A 26,683-nucleotide genomic window follows, 5' to 3' on the forward strand; every position below is an offset into this window, starting at 1 on the left:
ACCCGGATTGCCTCAGTCCGCCGGGCGCGCCCCGATCCGCTCGGCCAGGTCGGCGGCGTCGGCGGTGGGCGCGTCGCAGGTGAAGTGGCGGCACACGTACGCGGCGGGCCGTCCGCCGAGCAGCGGTCGGTCGGCCAGCAGCGGAACCTCGGTGCTGCCCGGCGCGCCGACGGCGACCACCGCGCCGGGGGCGGTGCCGAGCAGGGCGGTACGGTGCAGCGCGGCCGTGCCGGGGTCCCCGGCCGGGCCGACCACGGCGACCTCGCGCGGTCCGTCCAGCAGCGCCTCGGCGACGGCGAGGCCCCAGCCGATGAACCGCGGCGCCTTGGCCGCGAGCGCGCCGACGATGCCGAGCGCCCGTTCGGCGGCGGTGCGGTGGCGGGCGGAGCCGGTGTACGCGGCGTAGGTCAGCAGGGCGCCGGCGGCGGCCGTCCAGCCCGAGGGGGTGGCGTTGTCGGTCGGGTCCTGGGGGCGGCGGATCAGCTGTTCGGCGTCGTCGGCGGTGTCGTAGAGCGCGCCCGAGGCCGGGTCGACGAAGTGGGCGAGGACGGTGTCGAGCAGGCCGCCGGCCAGGTCGAGCCAGGAACTCTCACCGGTGACGGCGTACAGCGCGAGGAAGCCCTCGGCGGTGTCGGCGTAGTCCTCGAGCACGGCCGCGTTGGCGCCGGGGCGCCCGTCGCGGGAGGTGCGCAGCAGCCGGCCGTCGGGGGTGAGGTGGACGGCGAGCAGCAGGTCGGCGGCGCGTTCGGCGGCCTCGACCAGGTCGGGGCGGGCCAGCAGGGCGCCGGTCTCGGCGAGGGCGGCGATGGCCAGGCCGTTCCAGGCGGCGACCACCTTGTCGTCCCGGGCGGGGGCGGGGCGCTCGGCGCGGGCGGCCAGCAGCCGGGCGCGGATCCGCTCGTACGCCTCGGGGTCCTCGGGGTCGCGGAGCAGTTGGAGCACCGAACTGCCGTGTTCGAAGGTGCCGGTGACCTCGAAGAGCCCGACGGCGAGTGCGGCGTCCTCGGCGCCGAGGGCGGCGGTCAGCTGCTCGGGGGTCCAGGCGTAGTAGGCGCCCTCGGCGGACTTCCCGGTGGCCGGGTCGAGCGAGTCGGCGTCCAGTGCGGAGGCGAAGGCGCCTTCGGGGGTGCGCAGTTCGCGCAGCAGGAAGTCGGCGGTGGCGAGGGCGGTGCGGCGGGCCTGCTCGTCGCCGGTGGTGCGCCACAGGTGGAGGTAGGTGCGCAGCAGCAGGGCGTTGTCGTACAGCATCTTCTCGAAGTGCGGCACGACCCAGCCGGCGTCGACCGAGTAGCGGGCGAAGCCGCCGCCGAGCTGGTCGTTGATGCCGCCGCGGGCCATCGCCTCGCAGGTGCGGGCGGCCATCTCCAGGGCCGCTTCGGAGCCGGTCCGGGCGTGGTGGCGGAGCAGGAACTCGATCGCCATGGACGGCGGGAACTTGGGGGCGCCGCCGAAGCCGCCGCGCTTGTCGTCGAAGGAGCGGCTGAGCGCGACCAGGGCCTGGTGCAGGTCCGCGTCGGCGGGCGGGTGGGGGGCGGCGGCGGTGTAGACCGAGGCCCGTTCGGCCAGTTCGGCCCGGATCCGGCCGGCCACCTCGCCGACCTCCTCGCGGCGGTCCCGCCAGGCGGCGGTGACACCCTCCAGCACCTGCCGGAAGGCGGGCATGCCGTGCCGGGGCTCGGGCGGGAAGTAGGTGCCGAAGTAGAACGGCTCCTTGTCGGGCGTGAGGAACACCGTCATCGGCCAGCCACCCTGCCCGGTGGCGGCCTGCACCGCCTCCATGTACACGGCGTCGACGTCCGGCCGCTCCTCGCGGTCGACCTTGACGGCGACGTAGTGCTCGTTGGCGTACGCGGCCAACGCCTCGTCCTCGAAGGACTCGTGGGCCATCACGTGGCACCAGTGGCACGCCGCGTACCCGACGCTCAGCAGCACCGGCACCCCCCGCCGCTCCGCCTCCGCGAACGCCTCGGGGCCCCACTCCCACCAGTCGACGGGGTTGTCGGCGTGCTGCTGGAGGTACGGAGAGGTCGCGTGCGCCAACCGGTTCACCATGGGGGCATTATCCCAGCAGCCTCCCAACCTGCGAAGACTGTCCCTCCAAACACGCCGGGGCCGACCGCGCCGGACTGCGCCCTTCCGGCATCGTCGGCCGTGGCGACAACCACGTCGCCGAGAAGCGAGCTCAGACTCCGCATCAGAACAGCCGACTATCTCCCGGAGCCTGGAAATGCTGCATGAATCTCGGAGTGACTTCCTCGGCGATCGTCGGCACCGCGGCATCGATTGTTGCAGCGTCCCAAGCCTCGTCAGCTCCGCTGACCGGCCTGCGAGAGCGCCAAGCCAACGTGTCCACCACGGTTGGGATCCCGGACAAACGCGGCGGCGGAGTCGGACGCAGAACGCTGAACACTGCCTCGGTGGCCGTGGACACCGCTTCTGACTTCCCCACGGGCACAAGGTCGTCCCTGAACTGGTGACCCTCGCTGGACCACGGCGGCAACAATGTTCTCCGCCGGGCGACGGGCAGTGGCTCCTTGAGCTTCTCGCTGCAAGCCTCGAAGTAAGTGACCTGGACGATGTAGATCTGCTCGTGCCGCCGGGGACATCGGCGGTTCTGCTCTTGGGGTTCCAGCCCCGAAACGAGGTCCCGTCGAGGTAGCGGGCTTCCGCAGCTCGGATCAACTCGTCAGCCTTCTTCTCGACTCCGGCGACGAAGGCCGGCGGTGCTCCGCCGATCACGTGGTCCTCACTGGGGAGGTACTCCCCGGATCACGTCATGTGCCCCCAGCACCCGGTAGGCGGCTCGGACGATCTCGGCGGCGGTGAGGGCATGACGCCGGGAGTCATCAGGATCATCCGCCACCTGCATGAGGTAATCGGCTCGGCGGATCTTGGAGGCCGCCTCCGGATGCCGTTCGATCTCGACCACGGCGGCCCATCGCAGGAGGAACCCCCGGAGCGGATCGAGGGTGTCGGAGTCGATGGCCTTGGTGATCGCGTCAGCCTGCGCCGCGGGGCCCCACTCCCACCGGTCGACGGGATTGTCGGCGTGCTGCTGGAGAAACGGCGAGGTCTCGTGCGCGCACAGCTACCCGCATGGAGGACCATCAGCGCCGGGCGCGGAGAGGTCCTGATCCGAAGAGCACCGGGCCGGAGCCGCAGAACAGTACGCTGGGCCCACCAGCACCGAGCCCGTCGAGCCCCCGGGGAGGTACGCCGATGACCGCCGAGATGGTCGCTCCCGAGTGGATGCACCAGCAGATCACCGCGGACGAGTACGACTCCTGGTCCGCGGAGCAGTGCGCGGGTGTCGAGATCGTGGACGGGATGGTCGTCGTGAGCCCGAGTGCGTCCAAGCGGCACAACCGCCTGGCCCGGATCCTGGCGAACGCCCTGGATGCAGCCGCCGGTCCGGACTGGAACGCCGACACGGACTTCGATGTCCGGTTGCAGGACGTACCCCTCACCAACCGGCGGCCCGATGTCGTGGTCTACCGGGCCGAGACCATCGACGTCGCCCCCACCCGGCCGGAGCACGTCCTCCTGGTCGTCGAGGTCGTGTCACCGGGTTCGGAGACCACCGACCGCATCGTGAAGGTGGATCAGTACGCCCAGGCCGGAATCGCCTTCTACTGGCGGATCGAGCAGGCCGCCAACGGTGTACCGCTGGTCTACACCTACGTCCTCGACCCTGCGAGCCGGTCCTACCGCGACGCGGACATGTTCACCGGCGTGATCCGGACGGCCGCACCGTTCGCGGTCGAGATCGACCTCACCACGGTCTGACCCGCCCCGGGCCATGCGCAGGGCCAGACCCCGGGCGAGGCGGCCGGCCGGTCTTCGACCCGGCCGCCCGGTGTCGCCGCGCAGCCGGTCACCGTACGCACCGAGCCCGGCGCTCGATGGAAACGCCCCGGGTCGGGGTCACCATCAGCCGGGCGCGAGGAGGGAACCCTCACTCCTTGGGGGTCTCGGGCTCCTCGACGAAGTCGATCTTCTTGAAGCGGGTGTTCATCGACTTCAGCAGGAACCAGGTGGCCACCCCGAGGGCGGCGAAGACGACGAAGCCCAGCAGGCCGGGGGTCACCTTGGTCTCGTCGAGGGCGAGCGGCGCGGCGAGGTGGGTGAGGGTCACGGGGGTGCTCATCTCTCCATGGTGACCCGGCCCTACACGGGCCGGGTCACCGGGGTGGTGCGTGTCGTGCGGGCGGGCTACTTGCGCAGGCCGGCGAAGAGGTCGTCCTCGGGCAGGTCGGTGTCCAGGTGCGACTTGGCCAGTTCGTAGTCCTCGGTCGGCCAGACCTCGCGCTGGACGTCGATCGGGACACGGAACCACGGCCCGTCCGGGTCGATCTGGGTGGCGTGCGCGATCAGCGCCTTGTCCCGGACCTCGAACCAGTCGTCGCACTTGACCCGGGTGGTGATCTCCCGCTCGGCGCGGCCGCTCTTCTCCCAGCCCGCGATCCACTCGCCGTACGGGGAGTCGATGCCGTGCTCGGTGAGGTACGCGTGCAGGGCGCGGATCCGGCCCATCGGGAAGCCGTGGTTGTAGTACAGCTTCAGCGGCTGCCAGGGGGCGCCCGCCTCCGGGTACGCCTCCGGGTCACCGGCGGCGTCGAAGGCCACCATGCTGATCTTGTGGGTCATGATGTGGTCGGGGTGCGGGTAGCCGCCGTTCTCGTCGTACGTGGTGATCACGTGCGGGCGGAACTCGCGGATCAGCTTCACCAGCGCGCCCGCGGCCTCGTCCACGTCCTGGAGGGCGAAGCAGCCCTCCGGCAGCGGCGGCAGCGGGTCGCCCTCGGGCAGGCCCGAGTCGACGTAGCCGAGCCACGCCTGCTCGACGCCGAGGATCTCGCGGGCCGCGTCCATCTCCTTGCGGCGCACCTCGTGGATGTTGGCCTCCACCCAGGCGTCGCCCTGGAGCTTCGGGTTGAGGATGGAACCGCGTTCCCCCCCGGTGCAGGTGGCGACCAGGACGTCCACCCCCTGGGACACGTACATGGCCATGGTCGCCGCGCCCTTGCTGGACTCGTCGTCCGGGTGCGCGTGTACCGCCATCAGTCGCAACTGCTCAGTCAACGCCTGGTTCCTTCCAGGTATGTCCGGTTCGTGGGGCGGCTCCCCCGCCGCCGTCGGCGCGGACGTGCCCCTCCTATAGTGACGGACTGGAGGGCCCGTCGATTCCCGCTGCCGACCTAGGGCCTCTCAGCGAAAGGACCGAGCCAGCCATGGCCTCCAGCACCAGGACCACCCCGGGCGTGCCCGAGGGCCGCTACAGCCGCCGCACCGACCAGGAGGCGGACCGCAGGCTGCGGATCGCGGCGGTGGTCTGCGGCGTGCTGTTCCTGGGCCTGTTCGGCTGGCTGGGCGGCTCGTACCTGCTGCGCGAGACCACCATGAACGCGACCGTGCCGACCTTCGAGGCGGTCTCGGACGGCGAGCTGCAGCTCCAGCTGTCGGTGAGCAAGAGCGACGGGACCGCCGGGGCGTGCACGGTCCGTTCGCAGGGCGCGGACGGCTCGGTGGTCGGACTGTCCGACTTCCCGGTGCCGGCGGCCGGCAGCCGCTACAGCGCGGTGGTCACCCTGCGCACCTCCGCCCGCGGGACCACCGCCGAGGTGCTGGGCTGCACGCCCGCGAAGTGAGCGCGGCCCGGCGGCGCGCCGACGGCAGCTCACCCGATCGGGCGCATATTCGACACCTGGAGCGGGAACCGGTACCGAAGGGCCGGGTCCATCCCGGCGCAACCGCGCGTTAACGCTCCGTCGATCACTCTCCCACCCGAACGCGGAAATTGTTAGGCTCGTGGTTTCGCCCCTTCCCGGCCGTCGGCTCGGATGCGGGCGTTGCTTTGTAGTAAGCCCGATATCACCGCCATGACCGACTGCTGACGTAAAACCCTCAGCACCGCCCCAGCACCGACGAGGAGCACCTGTGACCCAGACCAGCGATGACGTGACCTGGCTCACTCAGGCCCACTACGACCAGCTCAGGACCGAGCTGGAGTACCTGACCGGCCCGTGGCGCGTCGAGATCGCCCAGAAGATCGAGGCGGCTCGCGAGGAGGGTGACCTCAAGGAGAACGCCGGCTACCACGCCGCCAAGGAGGAGCAGGGCAAGACCGAGGCCCGGATCCGCCAGCTGACCCAGCTCCTGGAGCGTGCGAAGGTCGGCGAGGCCCCGGCGGACTCCGGTGTGGTCGCCCCCGGCATGCTGGTGACGGTCGCCTTCGACGGCGACCCGGACGACACCATGGAGTTCCTGCTGGCCTCCCGCGAGGTCACCGACGACTCGCTCGACGTGTACTCGCCGCAGTCGCCGCTCGGCCGCGGCATCAACGGCAAGGCCGTCGGCGCCGAGGCCAGCTACGAGCTGCCCAACGGCAAGCAGGCCACCGTGAAGATCCTCCAGGCCAAGCCCTACAACGGCTGACCCGAGCTGACCCGAGCACCCCACCCGGGCGGCGGGGCCCGGGCAGCAACGCCGGAGCGGCCGTGACGCGTGCGTACGTCACGGCCGCTCCGGCGTTCCCGCTGCGGGCGGGCCTGCGACGGAGAGGCCGGAGCGGCCCCCGCCTATCCCTACCCGACCGCGGAGCGACCCTGCCTACCCGACCGCAGAGCGGTACTTGCGCACCGACAGCCACGAGAAGAACGCCATGATCACGATCGACCACACCACCGAGACCACCACCGCGTGCTCCATCGGCCAGGAGTCCGGGGTCGGGCCGACCTGGTTGCCGAACAGCTCGCGGCAGGCCTGGACGGTGGCGCTGAACGGGTTCCAGTAGGCGATCGGCTGCAGCCAGCTCGGCATCGAGGAGACCGGCACGAACGCGTTGGAGATGAAGGTCAGCGGGAACAGCCAGATCAGGCCGGCCGAGGTGGCGGCCTCCGGGCTGCGCACCGACAGACCGATCAGCGCGCCGATCCACGAGAACGCGTAGCCCAGCAGGAGCAGCAGCCCGAACGCGGCGAGCGCCTTCGGGAAGCCCTCGTGGATCCGCCAGCCGACCAGCAGCGCCACCATGGCGAGCACCAGCAGGGTGAAGGCGGTCTGCACCAGGTCCGCGAGGGTGCGTCCGACCAGCACCGCGGAGCGGGTCATCGGCAGCGAGCGGAACCGGTCGACCAGTCCCTTGGTCATGTCCTCCGCGATGCCGGCCGAGGCGCCGGCCACCGCGAAGGTGACGGTCTGCGCGAAGATGCCGGCCATCAGGAACTGGGTGTACGTCGAGGAGCTGGACTCGGCGCCGGGGATCCGGATCGCCCCGCCCATCACGTACGAGAACAGCAGCACGAACATCACGGGCTGCATCAGGCCGAAGACCACGATCTCGGGGATCCGGGTCATCCGGCGCAGGTTGCGCTTGGCGACCACCCAGGAGTCGTGGGCCATGGCGGCCGGGCCGCTGCGCTGGCGGGGGACGGCGCCGCCGATGGCGTGCGAGGTGGCGGTGGTCATCTCAGGCGTCCTTTCCGTGGCCCTTGCGGCCCTTGGCGGGCGGCTGCTGCTCCTCGTCGGTGTCCTCGGCCTCGGTGGCGTGCCCGGTCAGCGAGAGGAAGACGTCGTCCAGGGTGGGGCGGCGCAGGCCGATGTCGTCGATCTCGATGGACCGGGAGTCCAGCTCGCGGATGACGTCGGCGAGCACCTTGGCGCCGCCGCTGACCGGGACGGTGATCTTCCGGGTGTTCTTCTCCACCGCCGGGTCGCCCTTGGCGTACGGGGCGAGGGCGGCCAGCGCCTCGGTGACGTCGCCGCGCTCGTGGACGACCACCTCGACCCGCTCGCCGCCGATCTGCGCCTTGAGCTCGTCGGCGGTGCCGCGGGCGATCACCTTGCCGTGGTCGACCACCGCGATGTCGTGGGCGAGGCGGTCGGCCTCCTCCAGGTACTGGGTGGTGAGCAGCAGGGTGGTGCCCTGCTCGACCAGGGTCTCGATGACCTCCCACAGTGCCAGCCGGTTGCGCGGGTCGAGGCCGGTGGTGGGCTCGTCCAGGAACATCACGGGCGGGCGGACGACCAGGGCGGCCGCCAGGTCGAGCCGGCGCCGCATGCCGCCGGAGTAGGTCTTGGCGGTGCGGTCCATGGCCTCGGTGAGGTTGAACCACTCGAGCAGTTCCAGGGCGCGCGCCTTGGCGTCGCGCGGGGTCATCTGGTAGAGCTCGCCGACCATCTGGAGGTTCTCACGGCCGGTCAGGTACTCGTCGACCGCGGCGTACTGGCCGGACAGGCCGATCAGGCTGCGGACCTTGTTGGGGTGCTTGAGCACGTCCACCCCGGCCACCGTGGCGTGGCCCGAGTCGGGGCGCAGCAGGGTGGTCAGCACCCGGACGGTGGTGGTCTTGCCGGCGCCGTTCGGGCCGAGCAGTCCGAGGACGGTGCCTTCGGGCACGTCGAGGCTGACGCCGTCGAGCGCGCGGACGTCACCGAAGGTCTTCACCAGGTTCTCGGCTTGGATGGCTGGCGCCATGAGCCGCCTCATTCCCGTTGTGAAATGACTGATTTGACTTGTTTGTCCACTGGCTGTGGATAGCCGTACCCGAGCAGGCTGCCCGCCAAGCTCGCGATACATCGCGAGCTTGGCAGTTCGCGATATATCGCGTCAAGGTGTTTCCATCGGGCGCCGGACACCGGGACCGCGGTCCCCACCATCGCAGCCGCCACTGACAACGGCCGCCCGTCGGCCGTCTACTGCGTGACCACGTACCCGGCGTCCCGCAGGTCGCCGACGACGGCCGCGCAGTGCTCCGGCCCCTTGGTCTCCAGGTGCAGGTCGACCTCGACCTCCGCGAGGCCGAGCCGCGGGTCGATCCGCACGTGCGCCACGTCCAGCACGTTGGCGTCCGCCCGGGTCAGCACGCCCAGCAGCTCCGCCAGCGAGCCGGGGCGGTCGGTCAGCCGGACCCGCAGCGAGAGGTAGCGGCCGGCCGCCACCAGGCCGTGCCGCAGCACCCGCTGCATCAGCTGCGGGTCGATGTTGCCGCCGGACAGCACCGCCACCACCGGGCCCTCGAACGCGTCCGGCTGCTCCAGCAGCGCCGCGACCGGGCTGACCCCGGCCGGCTCGACGACCAGCTTGAGCCGCTCCAGGCCGAGCAGCAGGGCCCGCGACAGCGCCTCCTCGGAGACCGTGCGCACGCCGTCGGCCAGCGTGTTGACCACCTCGAACGGGATGTCGCCCGGGCGGCCCACCTGGATGCCGTCGGCCATGGTGGCGAACCGTTCCAGCGTGATCGGCCGCCCCGCCGCCAGCGAGGGCGGGTACGCGGCGGCCGCGGCGGCCTGCACCCCGATCACCCGGACGTCCGGCCGCAGCGGCTTCACCGCCAGCGCGATCCCGGCCAGCAGCCCGCCGCCGCCCACCCCGACCAGGATGGTGCGCACCTCGGGGCACTGCTCCAGGATCTCCAGGCCCACGGTCGCCTGGCCGGTCACCACGTCCCAGTGGTCGAAGGGGTGGATGAAGACCGCGCCGGTCGAGTCCGCGTACCGCTGCGCGGCCTGCAGCGCCTCGTCGACGGTGGCGCCGTGCAGCCGGACCTCCGCACCGTAGCCCCGGGTCGCGGCGACCTTGGGCAGCGGGGCGGCGAGCGGCATGAAGACGGTGGCGCGCACCCCCAGCAGCGCGGCGGCCAGCGCCACGCCCTGGGCGTGGTTGCCGGCGCTGGCCGCGACCACCCCGTCGGCCTGCTGCACCGGGGAGAGCCCGGCGATCCGCACGTACGCGCCGCGCAGCTTGAAGGAGCCGGTGCGCTGCAGGTTCTCGCACTTCAGGTGGACCGGCGCGCCGACCAGCGCGGCGAGGTGCCGGCTGGTCTCCATCGGGGTGACGCGGGCGATCCCGGCCAGCATCTTCTGGGCGCCGCGGACATCGTCGATGGTGATCGGCCAACTGTGCATGCGGTCAGGGTACGGGCGGCGCCCGCCGGAAGCCGGGACGTCGGCGCTGTTCCCGGGCCCGCCCGGCGCGCGTACGCTGCTGCTCCACGAGCCACCCTCACCGCACCCCGATCGTGAGCCGCGATGACGACCACCTCGCCCCAGGCCATCGGAACCGACGACCCGTTGCACTCCCAACTCCAGTACCAGATCGCGGTGTTCGCCCGCCGGATGGAGCAGGCCCGGCTCGGCGCGGTCGGCGCCCTGGACCGGGCCGGCTACCTGCTGCTGGACCACCTGCAGCGGCACGGCCCGGCCAACGTCAAGTCACTGGCCGAGGCGCTGGGCATCGACTCCTCGACCGTGACCCGGCAGGCTGCGCCGCTGGTCCGGGCGGCGCTGGTGGGCCGGGTGCCGTACCCGGCCGACCGGCGCTCGGTGCACCTCGCGCTGACCCCGCTCGGCGGGCGCCGGCTGGCCGAGGTGCGGGCCGACCGCGAGGAGTTGATGCGCGCGCTGACGGCCGGCTGGCCCGCCGAGGAGCAGCGGACCTTCTGCACCCTGCTGGCCCGGTTCAACGACTCGCTGGAGTCGTACTGGGCCGGGCGGCCGGAGTGACCGGCCGTCGGCGCGGCGGGGATCAGCCGAGCGCCTGCTGGAGGTCGGCCAGCAGGTCGTCGATCGACTCGATGCCGACCGAGACGCGCACCAGGTCGGCGGGCACCTCCAGGGCCGAACCGGCCACCGAGGCGTGGGTCATCCGGCCCGGGTGCTCGATCAGCGACTCGACGCCGCCGAGCGACTCGCCCAGGGTGAACAGCCGGGCGCGGTTGCAGACCTCGACCGCCGCCTGCTCGCCGCCGGCCACCCGGAACGACACCATGCCGCCGAACGCCTTCATCTGCTTGGCCGCGATGTCGTGGCCGGGGTGCTCGGGCAGGCCCGGGTAGAGCACCTGGGTCACCTTGGCGTGGCCGCTCAGCAGCTCGACGACCTTCTCGGCGTTGGAGCTGTGCCGGTCCATCCGCACGCCCAGGGTCTTGATGCCGCGCATCACCAACCAGGCGTCGAACGGGCCGGAGACCGCACCCATCGCGTTCTGGTGGTACGCCAGCTCCTCGCCGAGGCCCGCCTCGGCCGCCACCAGCGCGCCGCCGACCACGTCCGAGTGGCCGCCCATGTACTTGGTGGTGGAGTGCACCACGACGTCGGCGCCGAGCGCGATCGGCTGCTGCAGGTACGGGCTGGCGAAGGTGTTGTCGACCACCAGGATGGCGCCCGCGCCGTGCGCGATCTCGGCGAGGCCCGCCAGGTCGGCGATGCCCAGCAGCGGGTTGGACGGGGTCTCCACCCACACCGCGCGGGTGGCCGGGCGCAGCTGGGCGCGGACGTCGGCCAGGTTCTGCATGTCGGCGACGGAGAACTCCACGCCCCAGCGGGTCAGCACCTTGGCGAACAGCCGGAAGGTGCCGCCGTAGGCGTCGTTCGGGATGACGATGTGGTCGCCCGGCTTGAGGACGGTGCGCAGCAGGGTGTCCTCGGCGGCCAGGCCCGAGGCGAAGGCGAGGCCGCGGCTGCCGCCCTCCAGGGCGGCGAGGCACTCCTCGAGCGCGGTCCTGGTCGGGTTGGCGCTGCGGCTGTACTCGTACCCGCCGCGCAGGCCGCCCACCCCGTCCTGCTTGTAGGTGGAGACCTGGTAGATCGGCGTGACGACGGCCCCGGTCTGGGGGTCCGCTTCCTGACCCGCATGGATGGCGAGGGTCTCGAAGCCCTGGGGAAGCTGGTGCTCGGTCATACGACGAGCCTAGTGCGCGAACGCCGGACCGGTCGGCCGACCCGGAACCCGGCGAAAACCCGCTGCCGCGGGGCCCGGCCGTACCGCTACGATCTCCCCCCTCTGCACACATGATCAGAAAAGCTGGTCATCGTCTTCACGGGGGTGGACGCGCGTGGCCGCGACCCGGCAACCCGCCGCTCTGCGCGCCTCGACCAGGGCCGTCCAGGCCGTGGCGCTGCTGATCGGCTTCTACCTGTTCGCCGCCGCGATCGTGGCCGGACTGCTCGCTCTCGACATCGCGCTCTACTTCGAATCGGACCATCTGCGGCCGGGCCTGCTGAAGATCTGGGCGCTCTCCGCGCTGGTGGTCTACCCGGTGCTGCGGGTGGTCTTCCTGACCCGCCGGCCCGAGGCCGCCGAGGGCCCCGGACTGGCGGTCACCCGCGAGGAGCAGCCCGAGCTGTGGGCCAGGGTCGACCGGCTGGCCGAACTGACCGGCGTCCGCGGCCCGGCCCGGATCCGGCTCACCCCCGACGTCAACGCCGGCGTCCGGGAGGACACCCGGCTGCTCGGCCTGGTCCCCGGCCCGAGGCACCTGGAGATCGGCGTCCCACTGCTGATCGGCCTCTCCGAGGCGGAGCTGGACGCCGTGCTGGCGCACGAGTTCGGCCACTTCGGCAACCAGGACGTCCGGCTGGCCGGCGTCACCGTGGCCGGCCGCACCGCGATCCTGCACACCATCGGCACCCTGCACGAGCGCGCCGACCGCCACCAGGCCGAGGAGGCCGCCGAGATCCGGGCCAAGGCCGAGGACCGGCTGGCCCGCGGGAAGAAGCCGCGCGACGAGAGCGAGGGCAGCGGCGGCGTCCAGCGGGTGCTGGCCCGGATCTTCACCTGGTACGCCAAGCTGTTCTTCCGGGTCTCGGAGTCGGTCAGCCGCCGCCAGGAGTACGCCGCCGACCTGGCCGCCGCCCGGATCGCCGGCCGGCAGGCCACCGCGTCCGCCCTGCGCAAGATCCGCACCCTGGGCGCCGCGCAGGACTTCTACCTCCGCTCGTACGCCACCATCGGCTGGGACGCCGGCCTGCTGCCGGTGCCCGGCCAGGTCTACGGCGGCCTGGCCCGGCTGCTGGCGGACCCCGGCCGCCGCGCCGAGCTCGCCGCGCTCGGGCTCGACCTGCCCGAGGAGCACGCCGACCCGTACGACTCGCACCCGCCGATCGCCCAGCGGGTCGCCGCGATCGAGGCGCTGCCGGACGACGGCCTCGAGTCCGCCGAGGACGGCGCCGGCGCGCTGGCGCTGCTGCGCGACCCCGAGCGGACCCTGGCCGCCCTGGAGGCCGTCACGCTGGCCCCGGCGGCCGCCGCCAAGCGCCGGGTCGACTGGCCCGAGCTGGTGGACCGCGGCCACCTCGCACACGCCCGCGAGGCCGGCCAGCCGATCCTGCGCGCCCTGACCGGCTCCGGCCTGCACGGCACCGTCGACGCCCTGCTGGACGCCGTCGACGCCGGCCGCGGCCGGGAGATCGCCGCCCGGCTGCCCGGCGGCGAGCGCGCCGACCCCGACGCCCTGCGCCCGGCGCTGCGCTCCGGCATCGCCCGCCTGGCCGTGCTGGCGCTGGCCGAGGCCGGCCTGGCGCACTGGGAGCTGTCCTGGTCCGAGACGGCCGTGCTGGCCCTGCCGGACGGCATGGCCGAGGGATTCGACGCGGCGCTGGACGCCGCGGTGGCCGACCACCCCGACACCGCGCCGCTGCGCGCCCTGCTCACCGCAGCCGGCCTGCCGCCGACCGCCGCCTGACTCCCCGAGGTCTCCCTGTGGCAGCTCTGCTCCTCCTGGTCCCGCTCGCCGTCGTTCTCGGCATCCCACTCCACGACCGGCTGCGCGCCCGGCGCACGGAACGTGCCCGCCTGGACGTCCTGGCCGTTCACCGGGAGCTCGGGCTGCCGGACCGGGCCGACCTGGACACCGCCCACCCGCGCCCGCCGGCCCCCGGCACCACCGAGGCCGCCGCCGCCGCGGACGCCGGTGACTGGCGGCCGTTCGCCGCCCACCTCGCCGGGGCCGGCCGCGACTGGCCGCAGCGTGCCCGGCGGCTCGCCGCGCTCGTCGACCACGCCCGGACCGACGACGCCTGGCTGCGGGCCTGGCGCGCCGCGGAACCCGGGTCCCCGGACGCCGCGCTCGTGCACGCCGCCACCCTGGTCGCCGTCGCCTGGTCGGTACGTACCGGGGCGTACGCCGAGGACGTCGGCCGCGAACAGTTCGTAACCTTCCACCGCCTCCTGCGGGAGGCCGAGACCGCCTACCGCACGGCCGCCGAACTGGCCCCCGACGACCCCACACCGTGGTCAGGCATGCTGCCGGTCGCCATGGGACTGAGCTGGTCGCACGCACGCTTCGACGAGGTGTGGCAGGAGGTCGTCGCCCGCGATCCCCATCACTACGGGGCGTACAGCCGGGCCCTGCAGTACTGGTGCGCCAAGTGGCACGGATCGCACAAGCTGATGTCCGGGTTCGCGGACCGGGCAGCGGCCTCGGCGCCGGCCGGATCGCTGCTCTCCGGGCTGCGCCTGGAGGCCTACCGCGAACTGGAGGCGACCAAGGAGCCCGACCTGGTCTGGCGCTCGCGCAGGGCCCGCCGGGCGCTGGACCAGGTCCTCGCCGACCTGCGGACGCTGCCCGCCGACGATCCCCGGGCGGCCGAGGTACGCAACATGCTGGCCTACGGGCTGACCCGGGCCCGGCGCTGGGCCGAGGCCGTCGAGCAGTACCGGCTGATCGGCCGGTACATCGGCGGCGCACCGTGGATCCACTACGAGCAGCCGGACGAGGCCTTCGTCGGCTACCGCCGCCTCGCCGTGGCCCGCTGGGTCCGGGCCCGCCGACCGGCCGCCCCGACGGCCTGACCGAGCGGCCGTCCGGAATCCCGGGCGGCCGCCCGGCGTTGCACAGCAGGCCACTCTCGTCCAGCGCCCAGGAGCAGGCCGTGCTGTTCAACCGCCGCAAGTCCGAGCTCGTCACCCCCGACCAGGCCCTGCCCGGCCGCCCGGCGCCGGCCTTCGCCCTCACCGAACCGCACACCGTCCTGGGCCACCCGCTGATCGGCCCGTACCCGGCCGGGCTGGAGGTCGCCGACTTCGGGCTCGGCTGCTTCTGGGGGGCGGAGCGGGTGTTCTGGCAGCTGCCCGGCGTGTGGACCACCCTGGTCGGCTACCAGGGCGGGCACAGCCCCAACCCCACCTACGAGGAGGTGTGCAGCGGCCGCACCGGGCACACCGAGGCGGTCCGGGTGGTCTACGACCCGGCCCTGATCCCGTACGGGACGCTGCTGAAGACCTTCTGGGAGGCGCACGACCCGACCCAGGGCTTCCGCCAGGGCAACGACGTCGGCACCCAGTACCGCTCCGCCGTCTACACCCACTCGGCCGCGCAGCAGGCCGCCGCACAGGCCTCCCGCGATGCCTTCCAGCCGGAGCTGACCCGGCTGCGGCTCGGCCCGATCACCACCGAGATCGCCCCGGCCGGCCCGTTCTACCCGGCCGAGGCCTACCACCAGCAGTACCTCTCGGACGCCAAGAACCCGGACGGCTACTGCGGCCTCGGCGGCACCGGCGCCAGCTGCCCGGTCGGCGTGGCCAAGGCCGCGGACTGACCGTCCCCCCGGCACCTGCCGGGGACCGGCGGACGGCGGGTGCGGGGCGCTCAGGCACCCCGCACCCGCCGTCCGCCGTTCTGCTCACGCCCCGGGGACGCCGTAGTGCCGGGCCTCGATCGCCTTGCCGCTGTCGGCGAACGCCTTCGCCAGCTTGTGCTTGCCGACCGTCCCGACGATGGCGCCGAGCACGTGCCCCTTGAAGTTCTTGCCCTCGCGGACCACGACGGCATCGACGTCGGTGGTGCCGTCGGGCTTGCGGGTGAAGTTGTAGGTGTGGCCCGACCGGCCGCCCCACACGTTGGAGTCGGTGGTCGTCATGACCACGTGCTCGGGATCGGACCAGTCGTAGTGCAGCCGCTCCCAGACCCCGCCCGCGCCCTCGGTGACGTCGGCCTCGTGGGCCCCGCGCTCGTGGACCTCCAGGTACTTGTCGGAGCTGTTGCCGAAGAGCTCCGCGCGACCCGGCCCGAAGTCGGTCAGCCCGGCGATGAACTGCTCGGGCGTGGCGGTGGTCGTCTGGTGGAAATGGATCGTGGACATCTGCGCTCCTCGGTGCTCCCGCGGGCAGGCGCCCGCCGGACCGGCCCGGGTCCGGCCGGGGCGGGACTCCCTGCCAGCCTCTCTCCGCGCACCACCGGCTGCAACAGACCTCCCGGTGCGCGCCGCGGGCGGGCGGCGCGCACCGGGAGGCGGGCCGGCGGGTGTGCTCAGCCGGAGCCGGTGACGCCCGGCGCCACGAAGCGGCGGTGCAGCGGGGCGAACTCGACCACCGGGTCACCGGCGACGCCCAGTTCGCCCTTGACCACCGGTCCGATCCGGGTCCCGATGAACTCCTCGCACTTGGCCTGCGACTCCCAGACGTCGACGACGTGGAAGCCGTCCGCCCCGAACCAGGCCGTGTGCAGGTGGGCGCCGTCCGGCGGTTCCTGCTCCCACCGGATCCGGCGGAGCGTCTCGTCGTACAGCTCGGGGGTGATCTCGGGCCAGTGCATGCTCATCACGACGGCCATGGCGGGTTCCTCTCCGGCGTCCGGTGTCCAGGAGCGGGCCGCACCCCCCGGCCGCGGCTCCGCACGACGACGCTAGGGGAGCCGGGGCCGGCGGGCAGCGCGGGGCGGCCGTCCGGGCTCAGGACCGCTGTGCGGCGAGCGCCCGCAGGGCGGTGCGCTGGCTGTACGCGAGCAGGGTGACCGTCACGGCGGCCAGCACCACCGCGAACGCCAGGTGGGCGGCCATCCCGGTGAGCGCCACCCCGGCCGCGGCGAGGACGGCGTGGCTGCCGATCCGCAGCGCCAGCAGGCCGAGGGCGATCCGGCGGGTGCCGCGGCCCCGCCAGAGCGCCTTGGCCAGCTTCAGGCGCTTGCGCATCATCGTCAGCGAGACCGCGATGTTGACCGCGAACAGCGCCACCAGCACGGGCCACACCGACGGGACGGCCTTGATCAGGTCGAACGCGGCCGAGAGCACGCCCTCGAAGGCGAAGAACCAGACCGGCAGTGCCACCGCCGCGGGGTCCAGCACGGGCTCGCCCGCGGCGGGCCGGTCCTCGGTGCGGGTGGTCGGTTCCTCGACGACGGCGTTCATGGTCTCCCCCGGTTGCGATGAGGCCGGCGGGTGCGCCGACGGACCTCATCCTGTCGGCCGCCGCCGGGTCCCCGGCAGGGCCGCACCGCACGGGTCCGCCATGACGGATGTCATACCGCCGGGCCGCGCCGCACCTCGTGCAGGAAGCAGCCGAAGGCGAGCGCCCGCACGTGCACCACGGCCACGCCCGGGTCGGCCAGTTCCTCGGCCACCACCTGCCGCACCTCGGCGGGACCCGCCGCCCGGCCCCGCAGGATCCGGCCGCCCGCGTCGTAGCAGCGCACCACCCGCTCGCCCTGGTGCAGGTCGCCCGGCCAGCCGCCGGCCGGGCCGGGGCACTCGTCGGCGTGGACGAACACCGGCCCGGTCTCGTCGTACGGCCCCGGGTCGGCGCCCGTCCCGGCGGCCCACCGGCGCAGCGGCGCGTACGAGAGCAGCAGGACGTCCTCGCCGGGCCTGGCCCGGGTGAGGCAGCAGCGCAGCGGCGAGCCGCCCGAGGTGTCGGTGGAGCGGACGGGCGGGCGGCCGGCGTCGTCGACGGCGCGCAGGGTGCGGAGCACCTCGGGGTCGACCGGGCGCACGTCCAGGGTGGGTTCTGGGGTGGTCATGTCCCCAGCCTGCCCGGCCTGCGGCCGCGGGTCCGGCGGGAATCGGACGTCGCGTCACCGCGGCCGGGCCGGCAGGAGCAGGGGTGGGCGTCAGCTCTTCTGCGGCAGCAGGCGCTTGATGTCCTGGTAGCCGAGGCCCGCCTCGTTCATCGCCTTCACGGTGCGCTCGTCGAGGCCGAGGCCGACCAGCTCCTTGATCTGGGCGTCGGTGAGCGGTGCGGCCGGGCCGCCGTCCCCGTAGTCCTCGAAGTCGGCGTCGTCGTCGCCGGTGCCGGTGCCCGGGTGGGCCGGTGCCTGGCTCTGGGCGAACTTCGCGAAGGCCTCGATGTCCTGCTCGGTGATGGCCTCGGCGCCGGCCGGGGCCTGCGGGGCGGCCGCCTCGCCGGTGAACGAGAGCTTCAGCGGGACGTGCAGTCCGAGGCCGGCCTGGCCCTCGAACTGCGCCAGGTCGACCGCGATCGAGGAGAGGGCGCCGCCCTTGAGGTACAGGTCGGCCCGCAGGGTGCGGTTGGGCATCTCGGACGAGTCGTCACCGAGGCCGGGGAACCGCTCCATGCCGGGGAAGCCGGGGAACTTCTCGGCGGCCGGGCGGACGGCGCCCTCCAGGGCCTCCATCAGCGGGCGGCTGGGCGCGTTGAGCCGGATGTGCCGGGTGCCGTCCTGGGTGCCCAGGTCGTCGAAGGTGACGTTCTCGGCGAAGGCGTGCTTGAGCGAGTCGAACATCTTCTCGGCGGTCTTCGGGTCCACCGACGGGGTGCCCTTCGGGCTGCCCGGACGGGTGCTCCCGGCACCGGCACCCGCACCCGCGAACTTCTCCAGCAGCGCCGGGTCGAGCGAGACCCACTGGCCGGACAGCCCGTCCTTGACGGTCTTCAGCTCGGGCGGCAGCTCGGCGGCCATCCCGCGGACGTCGGCGGCCTCCTCGCCGGCCAGCTGGGAGATGGCGTCGAGGTCGGCCTTGGCGTAGACCTTGGCGTCGACCTGACGCAGGTCCAGGTAGGTCTTGCCGCTCTTCGCGGCGAGCTGGTACTCGAAGTCGAGGTCCTGGCCCGCACCCGCGGCGGCCGCGCCGGCCGCCGGGGCCTTGAGCCCGTCCAGCTCGGCCAGCGGCTTGTCGGCGCCGAGCGCGATGCTGAGCTTGAGGTCGGCGATCTGCTGGGCGTCGGAGCGCTTCAGCGGCTCGCCGGCGGGGTCGAGTTCGGAGAGCGAGACCAGCTGGTCGGCGGTGGCGTCGAGGGTGAGCTCGGCGCGCAGATTCTTGGCCTGGCCGAGCTTGCCGAAGGCGGTGGAGACTTCCTGGGCCGCGCTGAGCTGTTCCACGGTGCCGCAGGCCGCGAGTCCGGCGGCGAGGACCACGGTGCAGGCGGTCGAGGCTATCGCCGCGCGGACGGTGCGGCGGGTGGCGGTGCTGATGGCTGTCTCCTGGGGAACGGCGGCCCGGGCGTGCGCGCTGGGCGGCAGGCGTACCGATGCGGGGTCAGCGGTCAGCAAAGCACGCGCCGGGCACCGCGGGTACCGATTTTCTTCACCTCTGGCTGAGGACGGGCCCCAAGGTATACCCAGGTGCGGACGGTCCCCGGAACGGGGTCGGCCCCGGGTCCGGCCGCGGGTGGCGGTGGTCGGATCCGGGGCCGTTCTCCCGGTTCGGGGGAGGGCGGGCGGGTGGCGGCTGGTCAGACGGCGCTGCCGGCCTTCCACTGGGTCCAGGTCATGTTCCAGCCGTTCAGGCCGTTGGCCGGGTCGACCTGCTTGTCACCCGAGTTGACCACCTCGACCACGTCGCCGATCAGCGAACTGGCGTAGAACTTCGCCGCGTTGGTGTTCGGGTCGGTGCCGCCCTGGACGTCCCGCAGGGAGATGCAGCCGTGGCTGGTGTTGGCTTTGCCGAACTGCGAGGCGGGTGACCAGTAGTTGCCGTGGATGAAGGTGCCGGAGGCGGTCAGGCGCTGGGCGTGCGGCACGTCCGGGATGTTGTACTCGTCGCCGAGGCCGACGGTGGCGGAGTCCATCTTGGTCTGCTGGAACTGCTCGGAGATGACCAGCTTGCCGCCCCAGGTCCGGTGTTCGGGGGAGCCGCCGATGACGGGGTAGACGGCGGTGACCCTGCCGTCGGTGGTGACGGTGAGGGTGTCGGCGGCGAGGTCGGCGACGCTGGTCTGGCTGCGGCCGATGGTGAAGGTCACGTCCTTGGACTGGATGCCGTAGACGCCCTTGGTGCCCTCGACGTCCTTCAGCCGGAGGCTGAGCGTGACCTTGGTGCCCTTGGCCCAGTACTGCTGCGGCCGGAAGTCCAGCCGGGTGCTGGAGAACCAGTGGCCGACCACCTCGACGCCGGGGTCGGCCACCACGGAGATGGCCCGCTGGACGGCGGCGCGGTTGGTGACCGCCTTGTTGAAGCGGATCGAGATCGGCATCCCGACGCCGACCGTGGAGCCGTCCTCCGGGGTGAAGTAGCCGACGAAGGTGCTGGCCGGGGTGGCGGTGGCGAAGCTGGTGTTGGCGTCGGCCTCGCGGCCGCTGTGGTCGTCGGCGATCACCGAGACGGTGTACTTGGTGCCGGAGACCAGCGGCCCGGTCGAGGTCCACGTGGAGGCGTCCGGGCTGAGCTGCCCGGGTATGACGGCGCCGGTCGCGTCCACCAGCGCCACCGCCCGCAGGCTGCCGTCGGTCACGGTGACCTTGACCGGGTCGCCGAACGGCGCGTCGGTGGTGCCGTTGGCCGGCTTGACGGTGATCTTCGCCACCGAGGCCTTCGGGCTGCTGCTGGGGGTGGCGGTGCCGCCCTGCGGGGCCAGCGGGCTCTCCGAGGAGCCGCTCTTGCTGCCGCCGCTGTCGCTGTCGCAGGCCGCCAGGACCAGCACCGGCGCGCCGAGCAGACCCGCCAGCACGCCACGCCGCGTCCACTGGCCACCGAGCGGACGGTTCGGCTTCTCCGGTGCGGTCACTGCGGACTCCCTGCTGCTCGCGTTGCCGGCATATCGGTAGAACCGACGCAATCGAGACTTGTTGCGGTTCCGTGAGGAAATGGTCGAGACCGTTCGAGAATACTCAAGATCCCATCAGAACGGACAAACGATCGAAAAAGCCGCCCGCCCCGGATGCTCCGGGACGGGCGGCGGCAGGGGTCGAGGCCCGGACGGGCTACTCCACCTCGTGCTCCTCCCAGGTCTCGTCCTCGGGGTCGTAGTCGGTGATCGCCGACTCCCAGGTGGCCGAGGTCAGCTCGACGCCCGGCACCTCGCCGAGCAGCGCGACGGGGTCCACGAAGTGGGCGAGCGAACCCGACGGGTCCACCTCGATGGCCTCGACGGACTGCGCGCGCTCGTCGTCGTCGAGGTACTCGTCGGCGTCGACCTGGGCGAGGGCCGCGGCCTTGAGCGCCTGCTCGTCGGTGATCTCCGCGATGAGCTCTATGGTGAGGCGGACGTAGCGCGGGGCGTCCTGCCCGGAAAGATCAGTGCTGGTCATGCCTGCGAGGGTAGGCGAGCGGGCCGCCGCACGGAAACGGGCCGGCGCACCCGGGTCCGGCGCCCGGCCGGGAAGCGGGCGCCCGAACACGGCAGGGCCGGTGCCCGAGTACGGGTACCGGCCCTGCCGCCTCCGCAGGGGCTCCCCCACCCGGGAGCCGCGGAGACGCGCCTCTCGGCGCGATAGGTGGCGCGGGGGCCACCACACCCTCCCGGCCGGAGCCGGCAGGGGCGGGACGACGGCAGCCCCCGCGCGCAGGACACGGTGGGCCGGGTCAGGGCCGACCGACGTGTCCGTGGTGGCTGCGATGCCGGGGAGCCGCTCCCGACCTCCGCTGCCACCGTGCTCGGCGTCTTGCCGTCGACCACTACATTGCCGGACGGTTGTTAACCCCGTGATGCGCGGACGTGACGTCGGTGTACCAACCGCCGGGCCGGCCCGTCCTCACCCGTCCGGCCCGTCAAGGCCGCTGACCCGTGGTCAGTGACCGGCCCGGCTGGTCAGGTAGGACAGCAGGTCCTGGCGGGTGACGATGCCCTGCGGCTTGCCCTCGACCAGCACGACGGCCGCGTCGGCCTTCTCCAGCACCGCCATCAGGCTGGTGACGGACTCGCCCGAACCGACCACCGGCAGCGGCTTGGACATCACCTTGTCCAGGCTGTCGGTGAGCTTGATCCGCTGCGCGAACAGGGCGTCCAGCAGCTCGCGCTCGACCACCGAGCCGATCACCTCGCCGGCCATGATGTCGGGGTGCCCGGCGCCCGGCGAGACCACCGGCATCTGGGAGACGCCGAAGTCGCGCAGCACCCGGACGGCCTCGGCGACCGTCTCGTTCGGGTGCATGTGGACGAACTGCGGGATGCCCTCGTGCTCGACGGCGTCCTTGCGGGCCAGCACCTCGCCGATGTGCGCCTCGTCCTCGGCGGTGGGCAGGAAGCCGTAGTCGGCCATCCAGTCGTCGTTGAAGATCTTCGAGAGGTAGCCGCGGCCGCCGTCGGGCAGCAGCACCACCACGACGTCGTCCGGGCCGAGCTCGCGGGCCACCTCCAGTGCGGCCACCACGGCCATCCCGCAGGAGCCGCCGACCAGCAGGCCCTCCTCCTTGGCGAGGCGGCGGGTCATCTGGAAGGAGTCCTTGTCGGAGACCGCGACGATCCGGTCCGCGACCTCGCGGTCGTAGGCGGTCGGCCAGAAGTCCTCGCCGACGCCCTCGACCAGGTACGGCCGGCCGGTGCCGCCGGAGTAGACCGAGCCCTCCGGGTCGGCGCCGATCACCTGGACCGCGCCCTTGGAGGCGTCCTTCAGGTAGCGGCCGGTGCCGGAGATGGTGCCGCCGGTGCCGACGCCCGCGACGAAGTGGGTGATCTTCCCCTCGGTCTGCTCCCACAGCTCCGGGCCGGTGGAGTGGTAGTGCGAGGCCGGGTTGTCCGGGTTGGAGTACTGGTCCGGCTTCCAGGCGTTCGGGGTCTCGCGGACCAGCCGGTCGGAGACGTTGTAGTACGAGTCCGGGTGCTCGGGCGCGACGGCGGTCGGGCAGACCACCACCTCGGCGCCGTAGGCCCGGAGCGTGTTGATCTTGTCGGTGGAGACCTTGTCAGGACAGACGAAGATGCACTTGTAGCCCTTCTGCTGGGCCACGATGGCCAGGCCCACCCCGGTGTTCCCGGAGGTCGGCTCGACGATCGTGCCGCCCGGCTTGAGCGCACCGGAGGCCTCGGCGGCCTCGATCATGCGCATCGCGATCCGGTCCTTCACCGAGCCGCCCGGGTTGAAGTACTCGACCTTGGCCAGCACCGTGGCACTGATTCCGTCGGTGACCTTGTTGAGCTTGACCAGAGGTGTGTTTCCGACCAGATCGATGATCGAGTTGTGGTACCGCACGGGGATCCTCCCGGACTTGGCTGCTGTGACTGTGGGTACTCAAAGCCTATGGCCACGGATGGCCGATGGGCGCCGATAGCGCGCGGGTCCACGCGGGTACCAAGGAGTACGGAGCCGCCGCACGAGCCGCTGCGGCGGCGGACGGACAAGGGGGTGCCGGATGCCAGGGGCACAGGCGTCGAGGGCCCGGGTGGCCCGGAGGATCGCGACCGCCGCGGCCTACGGCGGTGGCGGGATCGGCCTGCTCGGGGTCGGCGTGGCGGGCGTCCTGCTGACCGAGAGCAGGCTGGCGATCCGCGCGATCGGCCTGCTGGAGGGCGATCCTCCGCGCGCCGACGGGGTGTACGGGGAGGCGTTCGCGGACCCCGCGGACACCCGGCCGCCGGTGCGGCTGCTCTTCCTCGGGGACTCCACCGCGGCCGGGCTCGGGGTCCTGCGCGGGCAGGAGACCCCCGGCGCGCTGCTGGCCTGCGGGCTGGCCTCGGTCGCCGAGCGCCGGGTCCGGCTGCACAACGTCGCCGCCTCGGGCGCACGCTCCTGCGATCTCGCCGGGCAGGTCCGGCGGGCGCTCCCGTTCCGTCCCGAGCTGGCCGTGATCATGATCGGCGCCAACGACGTGACCCGGCGCAGCCGCGCCTCCCAGGCCGTGGGGCAGCTGGCGGACACGGTGGCCGCGCTGCGCGGGGCGGGCTGCGAGGTGGTGGTCGGCACCTGCCCGGACCTCGGCACCATCAAGCCGGTCCGGCCGCCGCTGCGCTGGGTGGCCCGGCGGGTGAGCCGGCAGCTGGCGGCGGCGCAGACCATCGCGGTGGTGGAGGCCGGCGGGCGGACGGTGTCGCTGGGCTCGCTGCTCGGTCCGGAGTTCGCCGCCCGGCCGGAGATGTTCGCGGCCGACCGCTACCACCCGTCCGCCCAGGGCTACGCGACGGCCGCGATGGCGCTGCTGCCCTCGCTCTGCGCGGCCCTGGAGGTCTGGCCCGAGGAGACCGGCGGCGGCGGGCCGGTGCAGGGCGACGCGGTGCTGCCGGTCGCGGTGGCCGCGGCCGCGGCGGCCGGGCAGTCGGGCACCGAGGTGGTGGCGGTCGGCCCGGAGGGCGGCCGGCGCTGGGCGCAGCTGCGGCACCGGCTGCGGCTCGGGCTGCCCGGCGCGGGCGGCGCGCCGGAGCCGGAGGCCGCGTCGGCCAACTCACACCCGGGGGCGGGTGACGCCGGGGCTACTTAGCGGTAACTTTCCCTGCGAGCGGCCTCGGGCCCCCGTGCGCCCGGATCCGCTCGCCCGCCCAGGCCACGCATCGAGGAGCCCGTCATGCCCGAAGCCGTCATCGTCAGCGCCGCCCGTTCGCCGATCGGCCGGGCCTTCAAGGGCTCGCTCAAGGACGTCCGCCCGGACGACCTGACCGCGCAGATCATCGGCGCCGCGCTGGCCAAGGTGCCCGAGCTGGACCCGCGGCAGATCGACGACCTGATGCTGGGCTGCGGCCTGCCCGGCGGCGAGCAGGGCCACAACCTGGCCCGGATCGTCGCGGTCCAGATGGGCATGGACTACCTGCCCGGCGCCACCATCACCCGCTACTGCTCCTCCTCGCTGCAGACCACCCGGATGGCGCTGCACGCCATCAAGGCGGGCGAGGGCGACGTCTTCATCTCCGCCGGTGTGGAGACCGTCTCGCGCAGCATCAACGGCACCTCGGACGGCATGCCGGGCACCCTCAACCCGTTCTTCGACGACGCCCTGGCCCGCACCGCCAAGCGCGCCGAGGAGGGCGGCGGCGAGTGGCACGACCCGCGCGAGGACGGGCTGGTCCCCGACGCGTACATCGCGATGGGCCAGACCGCGGAGAACCTGGCCGCGCTCAAGGGCGTCACCCGGGCCGACCAGGACGCGTTCGGCGTCCGCTCGCAGAACCTCGCCGAGGCCGCCATCAAGGCCGGTTTCTGGCAGCGCGAGATCACCCCGGTCACCACCCCCGACGGCACCGTGGTCTCGGCCGACGACGGCCCGCGCGCGGGTGTGACGCTGGAGGCCGTGTCCGGCCTCAAGCCGGTGTTCCGCCCCGACGGCACGGTCACCGCCGGTAACTGCTGCCCGCTGAACGACGGCGCGGCCGCCCTGGTGATCATGTCGGACACCAAGGCCCGCGAGCTCGGCATCACCCCGCTGGCCCGGGTGGTCTCCACCGGCGTCAGCGCGCTCTCCCCCGAGATCATGGGCTACGGCCCGGTCGAGGCCTCCCGGCACGCGCTGAAGCGCGCCGGGCTGTCCATCGGCGACATCGACCTGGTCGAGATCAACGAGGCCTTCGCCGCCCAGGTCATCCCGTCCTACCGGGACCTCGGCATCGACCTGGACCGGCTGAACGTCAACGGCGGCGCCATCGCGGTCGGCCACCCCTTCGGCATGACCGGCGCCCGGATCACCACCACGCTGATCAACTCCCTGCAGTGGCACGACAAGCAGTTCGGCCTGGAGACCATGTGCGTGGGCGGCGGCCAGGGCATGGCGATGGTCATCGAGCGCCTCAGCTGACCCCACCGGGCAGGCCCGCACCACCCGTTCGGGCTCACCGAGAGTAATTGAGGGCCGGATCACACTCCAGGTGTGATCCGGCCCTTCCCGTTGTCGATTCAGCCGGTTTCATCGACAGTCCGGAATGGATCAACTGCGTAGCGTAGAACGGTATTACCTAACAATTTGGGGACAAGGGGGAAAGTCACACATAAAACGGACATCAGCCACTGCAGCATCTGCCTTTCATGCGGCAGTGTGGAGACGTAACCCCGTTCCACTCCTCGCAAGGAGTACGTTCCGTGAGCGCCGTCTACACCGTCCTGCTGCTGATCCTGATCGCCGTGTCGACCGGCGTCCTGCTCCAACTGCGCCGTGTCGCAAGCCGGCTGAACGACCAGGCCGCCCCGGCCGCTGCCCCGGCCGTGGTCGACGAGGCCGTGATACGCCGCGCCGTGACCGAGGCGCTGGCGGCCGACCGGGAGCGGGAGATCTCCGAGGCCCGCGCGTTCTGGGCCGAGCAGGAGGCCAGGGCGGCCGAGGACGCCCCGCTGTTCGACGCCCCCTTCACCACCGTCGGCGAGGAGTGGCCGCTGTTCTTCCCGCGGCCGACCGGCCCGGACGAGGCCGCCGACACCACCGGCAACGCCGGCACCATGGACCCGGCCTTCGGCGAGGCGCTGCGCTCCGCCCTGGAGGACCTGATCAACGAGGGCGGCCCGGCCCAGGGCGGCGTCCACCCGTCGATGCCCGCCCACCCCGGCCACGGCGGCGGCGCCCCGCACCCCGCCGACACCGGCGAGGCCCGCGCACGGCGCGAGGCCGACCTGCTCGCCACCGGCCTGGACGCCGGCCTGCTGGACGCCGACACCGAGCCCGCCACCGCCCCGGACCCGCGCCGGCACCCCTCGCACCCGGACTTCATCCCCAGCCCGACGCCGTCCCGCGAGTGGACCGACGACCGGCTGGCGGCGCTCGCCGAGGAGAAGGTCGGCCTCACCGACGTGCGGCCCGGCCCGCTGGGCACCCTGGACGTGTACGCCTTCGCCGACGGCACCACCCTGTGCGTGGCGCCCGGCGACCGGGAGGCGGCCTACCGGCTGATCGACGCCGTCCGCGGCGGCGAGGACGTCCGGCTGCTCGGCGGCTCGCGGTTCTCCGGCTCGTACTCGCTGACCTTCTCCACCGACGAGGACACCGTCTACGTGCTGGCCGACCGGGTGGTCGCCAGCATCTGACCGGCAGGCGCAGCGGTGACCGGCGGCGGGGGGGGGGGGGGGGGGGGGGGATCGAGCGCGTGGGCGGGGACGGGGGT

At 73.0% G+C, this 26,683-nt stretch carries 26 protein-coding genes; 10 read left to right on the top strand and 16 right to left on the bottom strand.

Annotation, left to right across the window (positions count from 1 at the left end; translation table 11 throughout):
- Positions 1–12: 12 nt before the first annotated feature.
- Together AC2TEW_RS25430 and AC2TEW_RS25435 are read right to left on the bottom strand one after the other, a co-directional pair.
- Positions 13–2,052 (bottom strand): thioredoxin domain-containing protein, encoded by a 2,040-nt coding sequence (locus tag AC2TEW_RS25430; RefSeq protein WP_484625663.1) that lies wholly within the window; start codon positions 2,050–2,052, stop codon positions 13–15.
- A 694-nt stretch (positions 2,053–2,746) separates the two neighbouring features.
- Positions 2,747–2,929 (bottom strand): hypothetical protein, encoded by a 183-nt coding sequence (locus AC2TEW_RS25435; protein WP_484625664.1) that lies wholly within the window; start codon positions 2,927–2,929, stop codon positions 2,747–2,749.
- 290 nt (positions 2,930–3,219) lie between these two features.
- On the opposite strand from AC2TEW_RS25435, the gene AC2TEW_RS25440 reads away from it, so the two are divergent.
- Complete coding sequence (locus AC2TEW_RS25440) at positions 3,220–3,786, top strand: Uma2 family endonuclease (RefSeq protein WP_484625665.1); 567 nt, start codon at positions 3,220–3,222, stop codon at positions 3,784–3,786.
- Positions 3,787–3,955: 169 nt separating this feature from the next.
- Here AC2TEW_RS25440 and AC2TEW_RS25445 read toward each other — a convergent pair whose 3' ends face one another.
- Together AC2TEW_RS25445 and mca are read right to left on the bottom strand one after the other, a co-directional pair.
- The gene (locus AC2TEW_RS25445) at positions 3,956–4,147 is read right to left on the bottom strand and encodes a hypothetical protein (protein ID WP_051814248.1); all 192 of its coding nucleotides are present in this window, start codon (positions 4,145–4,147) and stop codon (positions 3,956–3,958) included.
- A gap of 65 nt (positions 4,148–4,212) precedes the next feature.
- A complete protein-coding gene (gene mca / locus AC2TEW_RS25450; protein ID WP_033825461.1) occupies positions 4,213–5,082 on the bottom strand; it encodes a mycothiol conjugate amidase Mca in 870 nt (289 codons plus the stop codon).
- Between the two features lie 149 nt (positions 5,083–5,231).
- Between mca and AC2TEW_RS25455 the strand changes: the two genes are divergently transcribed.
- Positions 5,232–5,648 (top strand): DUF4307 domain-containing protein, encoded by a 417-nt coding sequence (locus tag AC2TEW_RS25455; protein ID WP_484625666.1) that lies wholly within the window; start codon positions 5,232–5,234, stop codon positions 5,646–5,648.
- Between the two features lie 289 nt (positions 5,649–5,937).
- Positions 5,938–6,435 carry a transcription elongation factor GreA gene (gene greA, locus AC2TEW_RS25460; RefSeq protein WP_484625667.1) on the top strand — a complete coding sequence of 166 codons (498 nt, stop codon included), beginning with the start codon at positions 5,938–5,940 and terminating at the stop codon, positions 6,433–6,435.
- A 174-nt stretch (positions 6,436–6,609) separates the two neighbouring features.
- Here greA and AC2TEW_RS25465 read toward each other — a convergent pair whose 3' ends face one another.
- The 3 genes from AC2TEW_RS25465 to ilvA all read right to left on the bottom strand — a co-directional run bounded on the left by AC2TEW_RS25465 (position 6,610) and on the right by ilvA (position 9,906).
- The gene (locus AC2TEW_RS25465) at positions 6,610–7,467 is read right to left on the bottom strand and encodes an ABC transporter permease (protein ID WP_484625668.1); all 858 of its coding nucleotides are present in this window, start codon (positions 7,465–7,467) and stop codon (positions 6,610–6,612) included.
- A gap of 1 nt (position 7,468) precedes the next feature.
- On the bottom strand, positions 7,469–8,476 hold the full coding sequence (locus AC2TEW_RS25470) for an ATP-binding cassette domain-containing protein (RefSeq protein WP_484625669.1): 1,008 nt from the start codon (positions 8,474–8,476) through the stop codon (positions 7,469–7,471).
- 218 nt (positions 8,477–8,694) lie between these two features.
- Positions 8,695–9,906: a threonine ammonia-lyase gene (gene ilvA / locus AC2TEW_RS25475; protein ID WP_484625670.1), complete on the bottom strand. Its 1,212-nt coding sequence runs from the start codon at positions 9,904–9,906 to the stop codon at positions 8,695–8,697.
- A gap of 123 nt (positions 9,907–10,029) precedes the next feature.
- Here ilvA and AC2TEW_RS25480 point away from each other — a divergent pair, with 123 nt between their 5' ends.
- Complete coding sequence (locus AC2TEW_RS25480) at positions 10,030–10,503, top strand: MarR family winged helix-turn-helix transcriptional regulator (protein WP_484625671.1); 474 nt, start codon at positions 10,030–10,032, stop codon at positions 10,501–10,503.
- A gap of 22 nt (positions 10,504–10,525) precedes the next feature.
- Here the strand turns inward: AC2TEW_RS25480 and AC2TEW_RS25485 are convergent, their stop codons facing one another.
- A complete protein-coding gene (locus AC2TEW_RS25485; protein ID WP_484625672.1) occupies positions 10,526–11,680 on the bottom strand; it encodes a cystathionine gamma-synthase in 1,155 nt (384 codons plus the stop codon).
- A 154-nt stretch (positions 11,681–11,834) separates the two neighbouring features.
- Between AC2TEW_RS25485 and AC2TEW_RS25490 the strand changes: the two genes are divergently transcribed.
- The 3 genes from AC2TEW_RS25490 to msrA all read left to right on the top strand — a co-directional run bounded on the left by AC2TEW_RS25490 (position 11,835) and on the right by msrA (position 15,318).
- Positions 11,835–13,463 (top strand): M48 family metallopeptidase, encoded by a 1,629-nt coding sequence (locus tag AC2TEW_RS25490; protein ID WP_484625673.1) that lies wholly within the window; start codon positions 11,835–11,837, stop codon positions 13,461–13,463.
- A gap of 17 nt (positions 13,464–13,480) precedes the next feature.
- Positions 13,481–14,572 (top strand): hypothetical protein, encoded by a 1,092-nt coding sequence (locus AC2TEW_RS25495; RefSeq protein ID WP_484625674.1) that lies wholly within the window; start codon positions 13,481–13,483, stop codon positions 14,570–14,572.
- 80 nt (positions 14,573–14,652) lie between these two features.
- Positions 14,653–15,318 (top strand): peptide-methionine (S)-S-oxide reductase MsrA, encoded by a 666-nt coding sequence (gene msrA, locus AC2TEW_RS25500; protein WP_484625675.1) that lies wholly within the window; start codon positions 14,653–14,655, stop codon positions 15,316–15,318.
- A gap of 84 nt (positions 15,319–15,402) precedes the next feature.
- Here the strand turns inward: msrA and AC2TEW_RS25505 are convergent, their stop codons facing one another.
- The 8 genes from AC2TEW_RS25505 to AC2TEW_RS25540 form a co-directional block, all read right to left on the bottom strand.
- Positions 15,403–15,861 (bottom strand): hypothetical protein, encoded by a 459-nt coding sequence (locus AC2TEW_RS25505; RefSeq protein WP_033825470.1) that lies wholly within the window; start codon positions 15,859–15,861, stop codon positions 15,403–15,405.
- Between the two features lie 167 nt (positions 15,862–16,028).
- On the bottom strand, positions 16,029–16,331 hold the full coding sequence (locus tag AC2TEW_RS25510) for a hypothetical protein (RefSeq protein WP_484625676.1): 303 nt from the start codon (positions 16,329–16,331) through the stop codon (positions 16,029–16,031).
- A 118-nt stretch (positions 16,332–16,449) separates the two neighbouring features.
- On the bottom strand, positions 16,450–16,905 hold the full coding sequence (locus tag AC2TEW_RS25515; RefSeq protein WP_484625677.1) for a hypothetical protein: 456 nt from the start codon (positions 16,903–16,905) through the stop codon (positions 16,450–16,452).
- Positions 16,906–17,015: 110 nt separating this feature from the next.
- The gene (locus tag AC2TEW_RS25520) at positions 17,016–17,513 is read right to left on the bottom strand and encodes a DUF1203 domain-containing protein (protein ID WP_484625678.1); all 498 of its coding nucleotides are present in this window, start codon (positions 17,511–17,513) and stop codon (positions 17,016–17,018) included.
- Between the two features lie 90 nt (positions 17,514–17,603).
- Positions 17,604–19,004, bottom strand: coding sequence for a hypothetical protein (locus AC2TEW_RS25525; RefSeq protein ID WP_484625679.1), 1,401 nt, complete (start codon positions 19,002–19,004; stop codon positions 17,604–17,606).
- A gap of 182 nt (positions 19,005–19,186) precedes the next feature.
- Positions 19,187–20,458, bottom strand: a complete 1,272-nt coding sequence (locus tag AC2TEW_RS25530; RefSeq protein WP_484625680.1) for a L,D-transpeptidase — start codon at positions 20,456–20,458, stop codon at positions 19,187–19,189.
- A gap of 196 nt (positions 20,459–20,654) precedes the next feature.
- Positions 20,655–20,981, bottom strand: a complete 327-nt coding sequence (locus tag AC2TEW_RS25535) for a hypothetical protein (protein WP_033822257.1) — start codon at positions 20,979–20,981, stop codon at positions 20,655–20,657.
- Positions 20,982–21,461: 480 nt separating this feature from the next.
- Positions 21,462–22,862, bottom strand: a complete 1,401-nt coding sequence (locus tag AC2TEW_RS25540; RefSeq protein WP_484625681.1) for a cystathionine beta-synthase — start codon at positions 22,860–22,862, stop codon at positions 21,462–21,464.
- Positions 22,863–23,022: 160 nt separating this feature from the next.
- Here AC2TEW_RS25540 and AC2TEW_RS25545 point away from each other — a divergent pair, with 160 nt between their 5' ends.
- The 3 genes from AC2TEW_RS25545 (at position 23,023) to AC2TEW_RS25555 (ending at position 26,606) form a co-directional block, all read left to right on the top strand.
- On the top strand, positions 23,023–24,084 hold the full coding sequence (locus AC2TEW_RS25545) for an SGNH/GDSL hydrolase family protein (protein ID WP_484625682.1): 1,062 nt from the start codon (positions 23,023–23,025) through the stop codon (positions 24,082–24,084).
- A gap of 84 nt (positions 24,085–24,168) precedes the next feature.
- Entirely contained in the window at positions 24,169–25,389 is a 1,221-nt protein-coding gene (locus AC2TEW_RS25550; protein ID WP_484625683.1) for an acetyl-CoA C-acetyltransferase, read from the top strand.
- 281 nt (positions 25,390–25,670) lie between these two features.
- Positions 25,671–26,606: a hypothetical protein gene (locus tag AC2TEW_RS25555; protein WP_484625684.1), complete on the top strand. Its 936-nt coding sequence runs from the start codon at positions 25,671–25,673 to the stop codon at positions 26,604–26,606.
- Positions 26,607–26,683: the final 77 nt, after the last annotated feature.

Source organism: Kitasatospora sp. NEAU-CNBT7 (assembly GCF_057220535.1).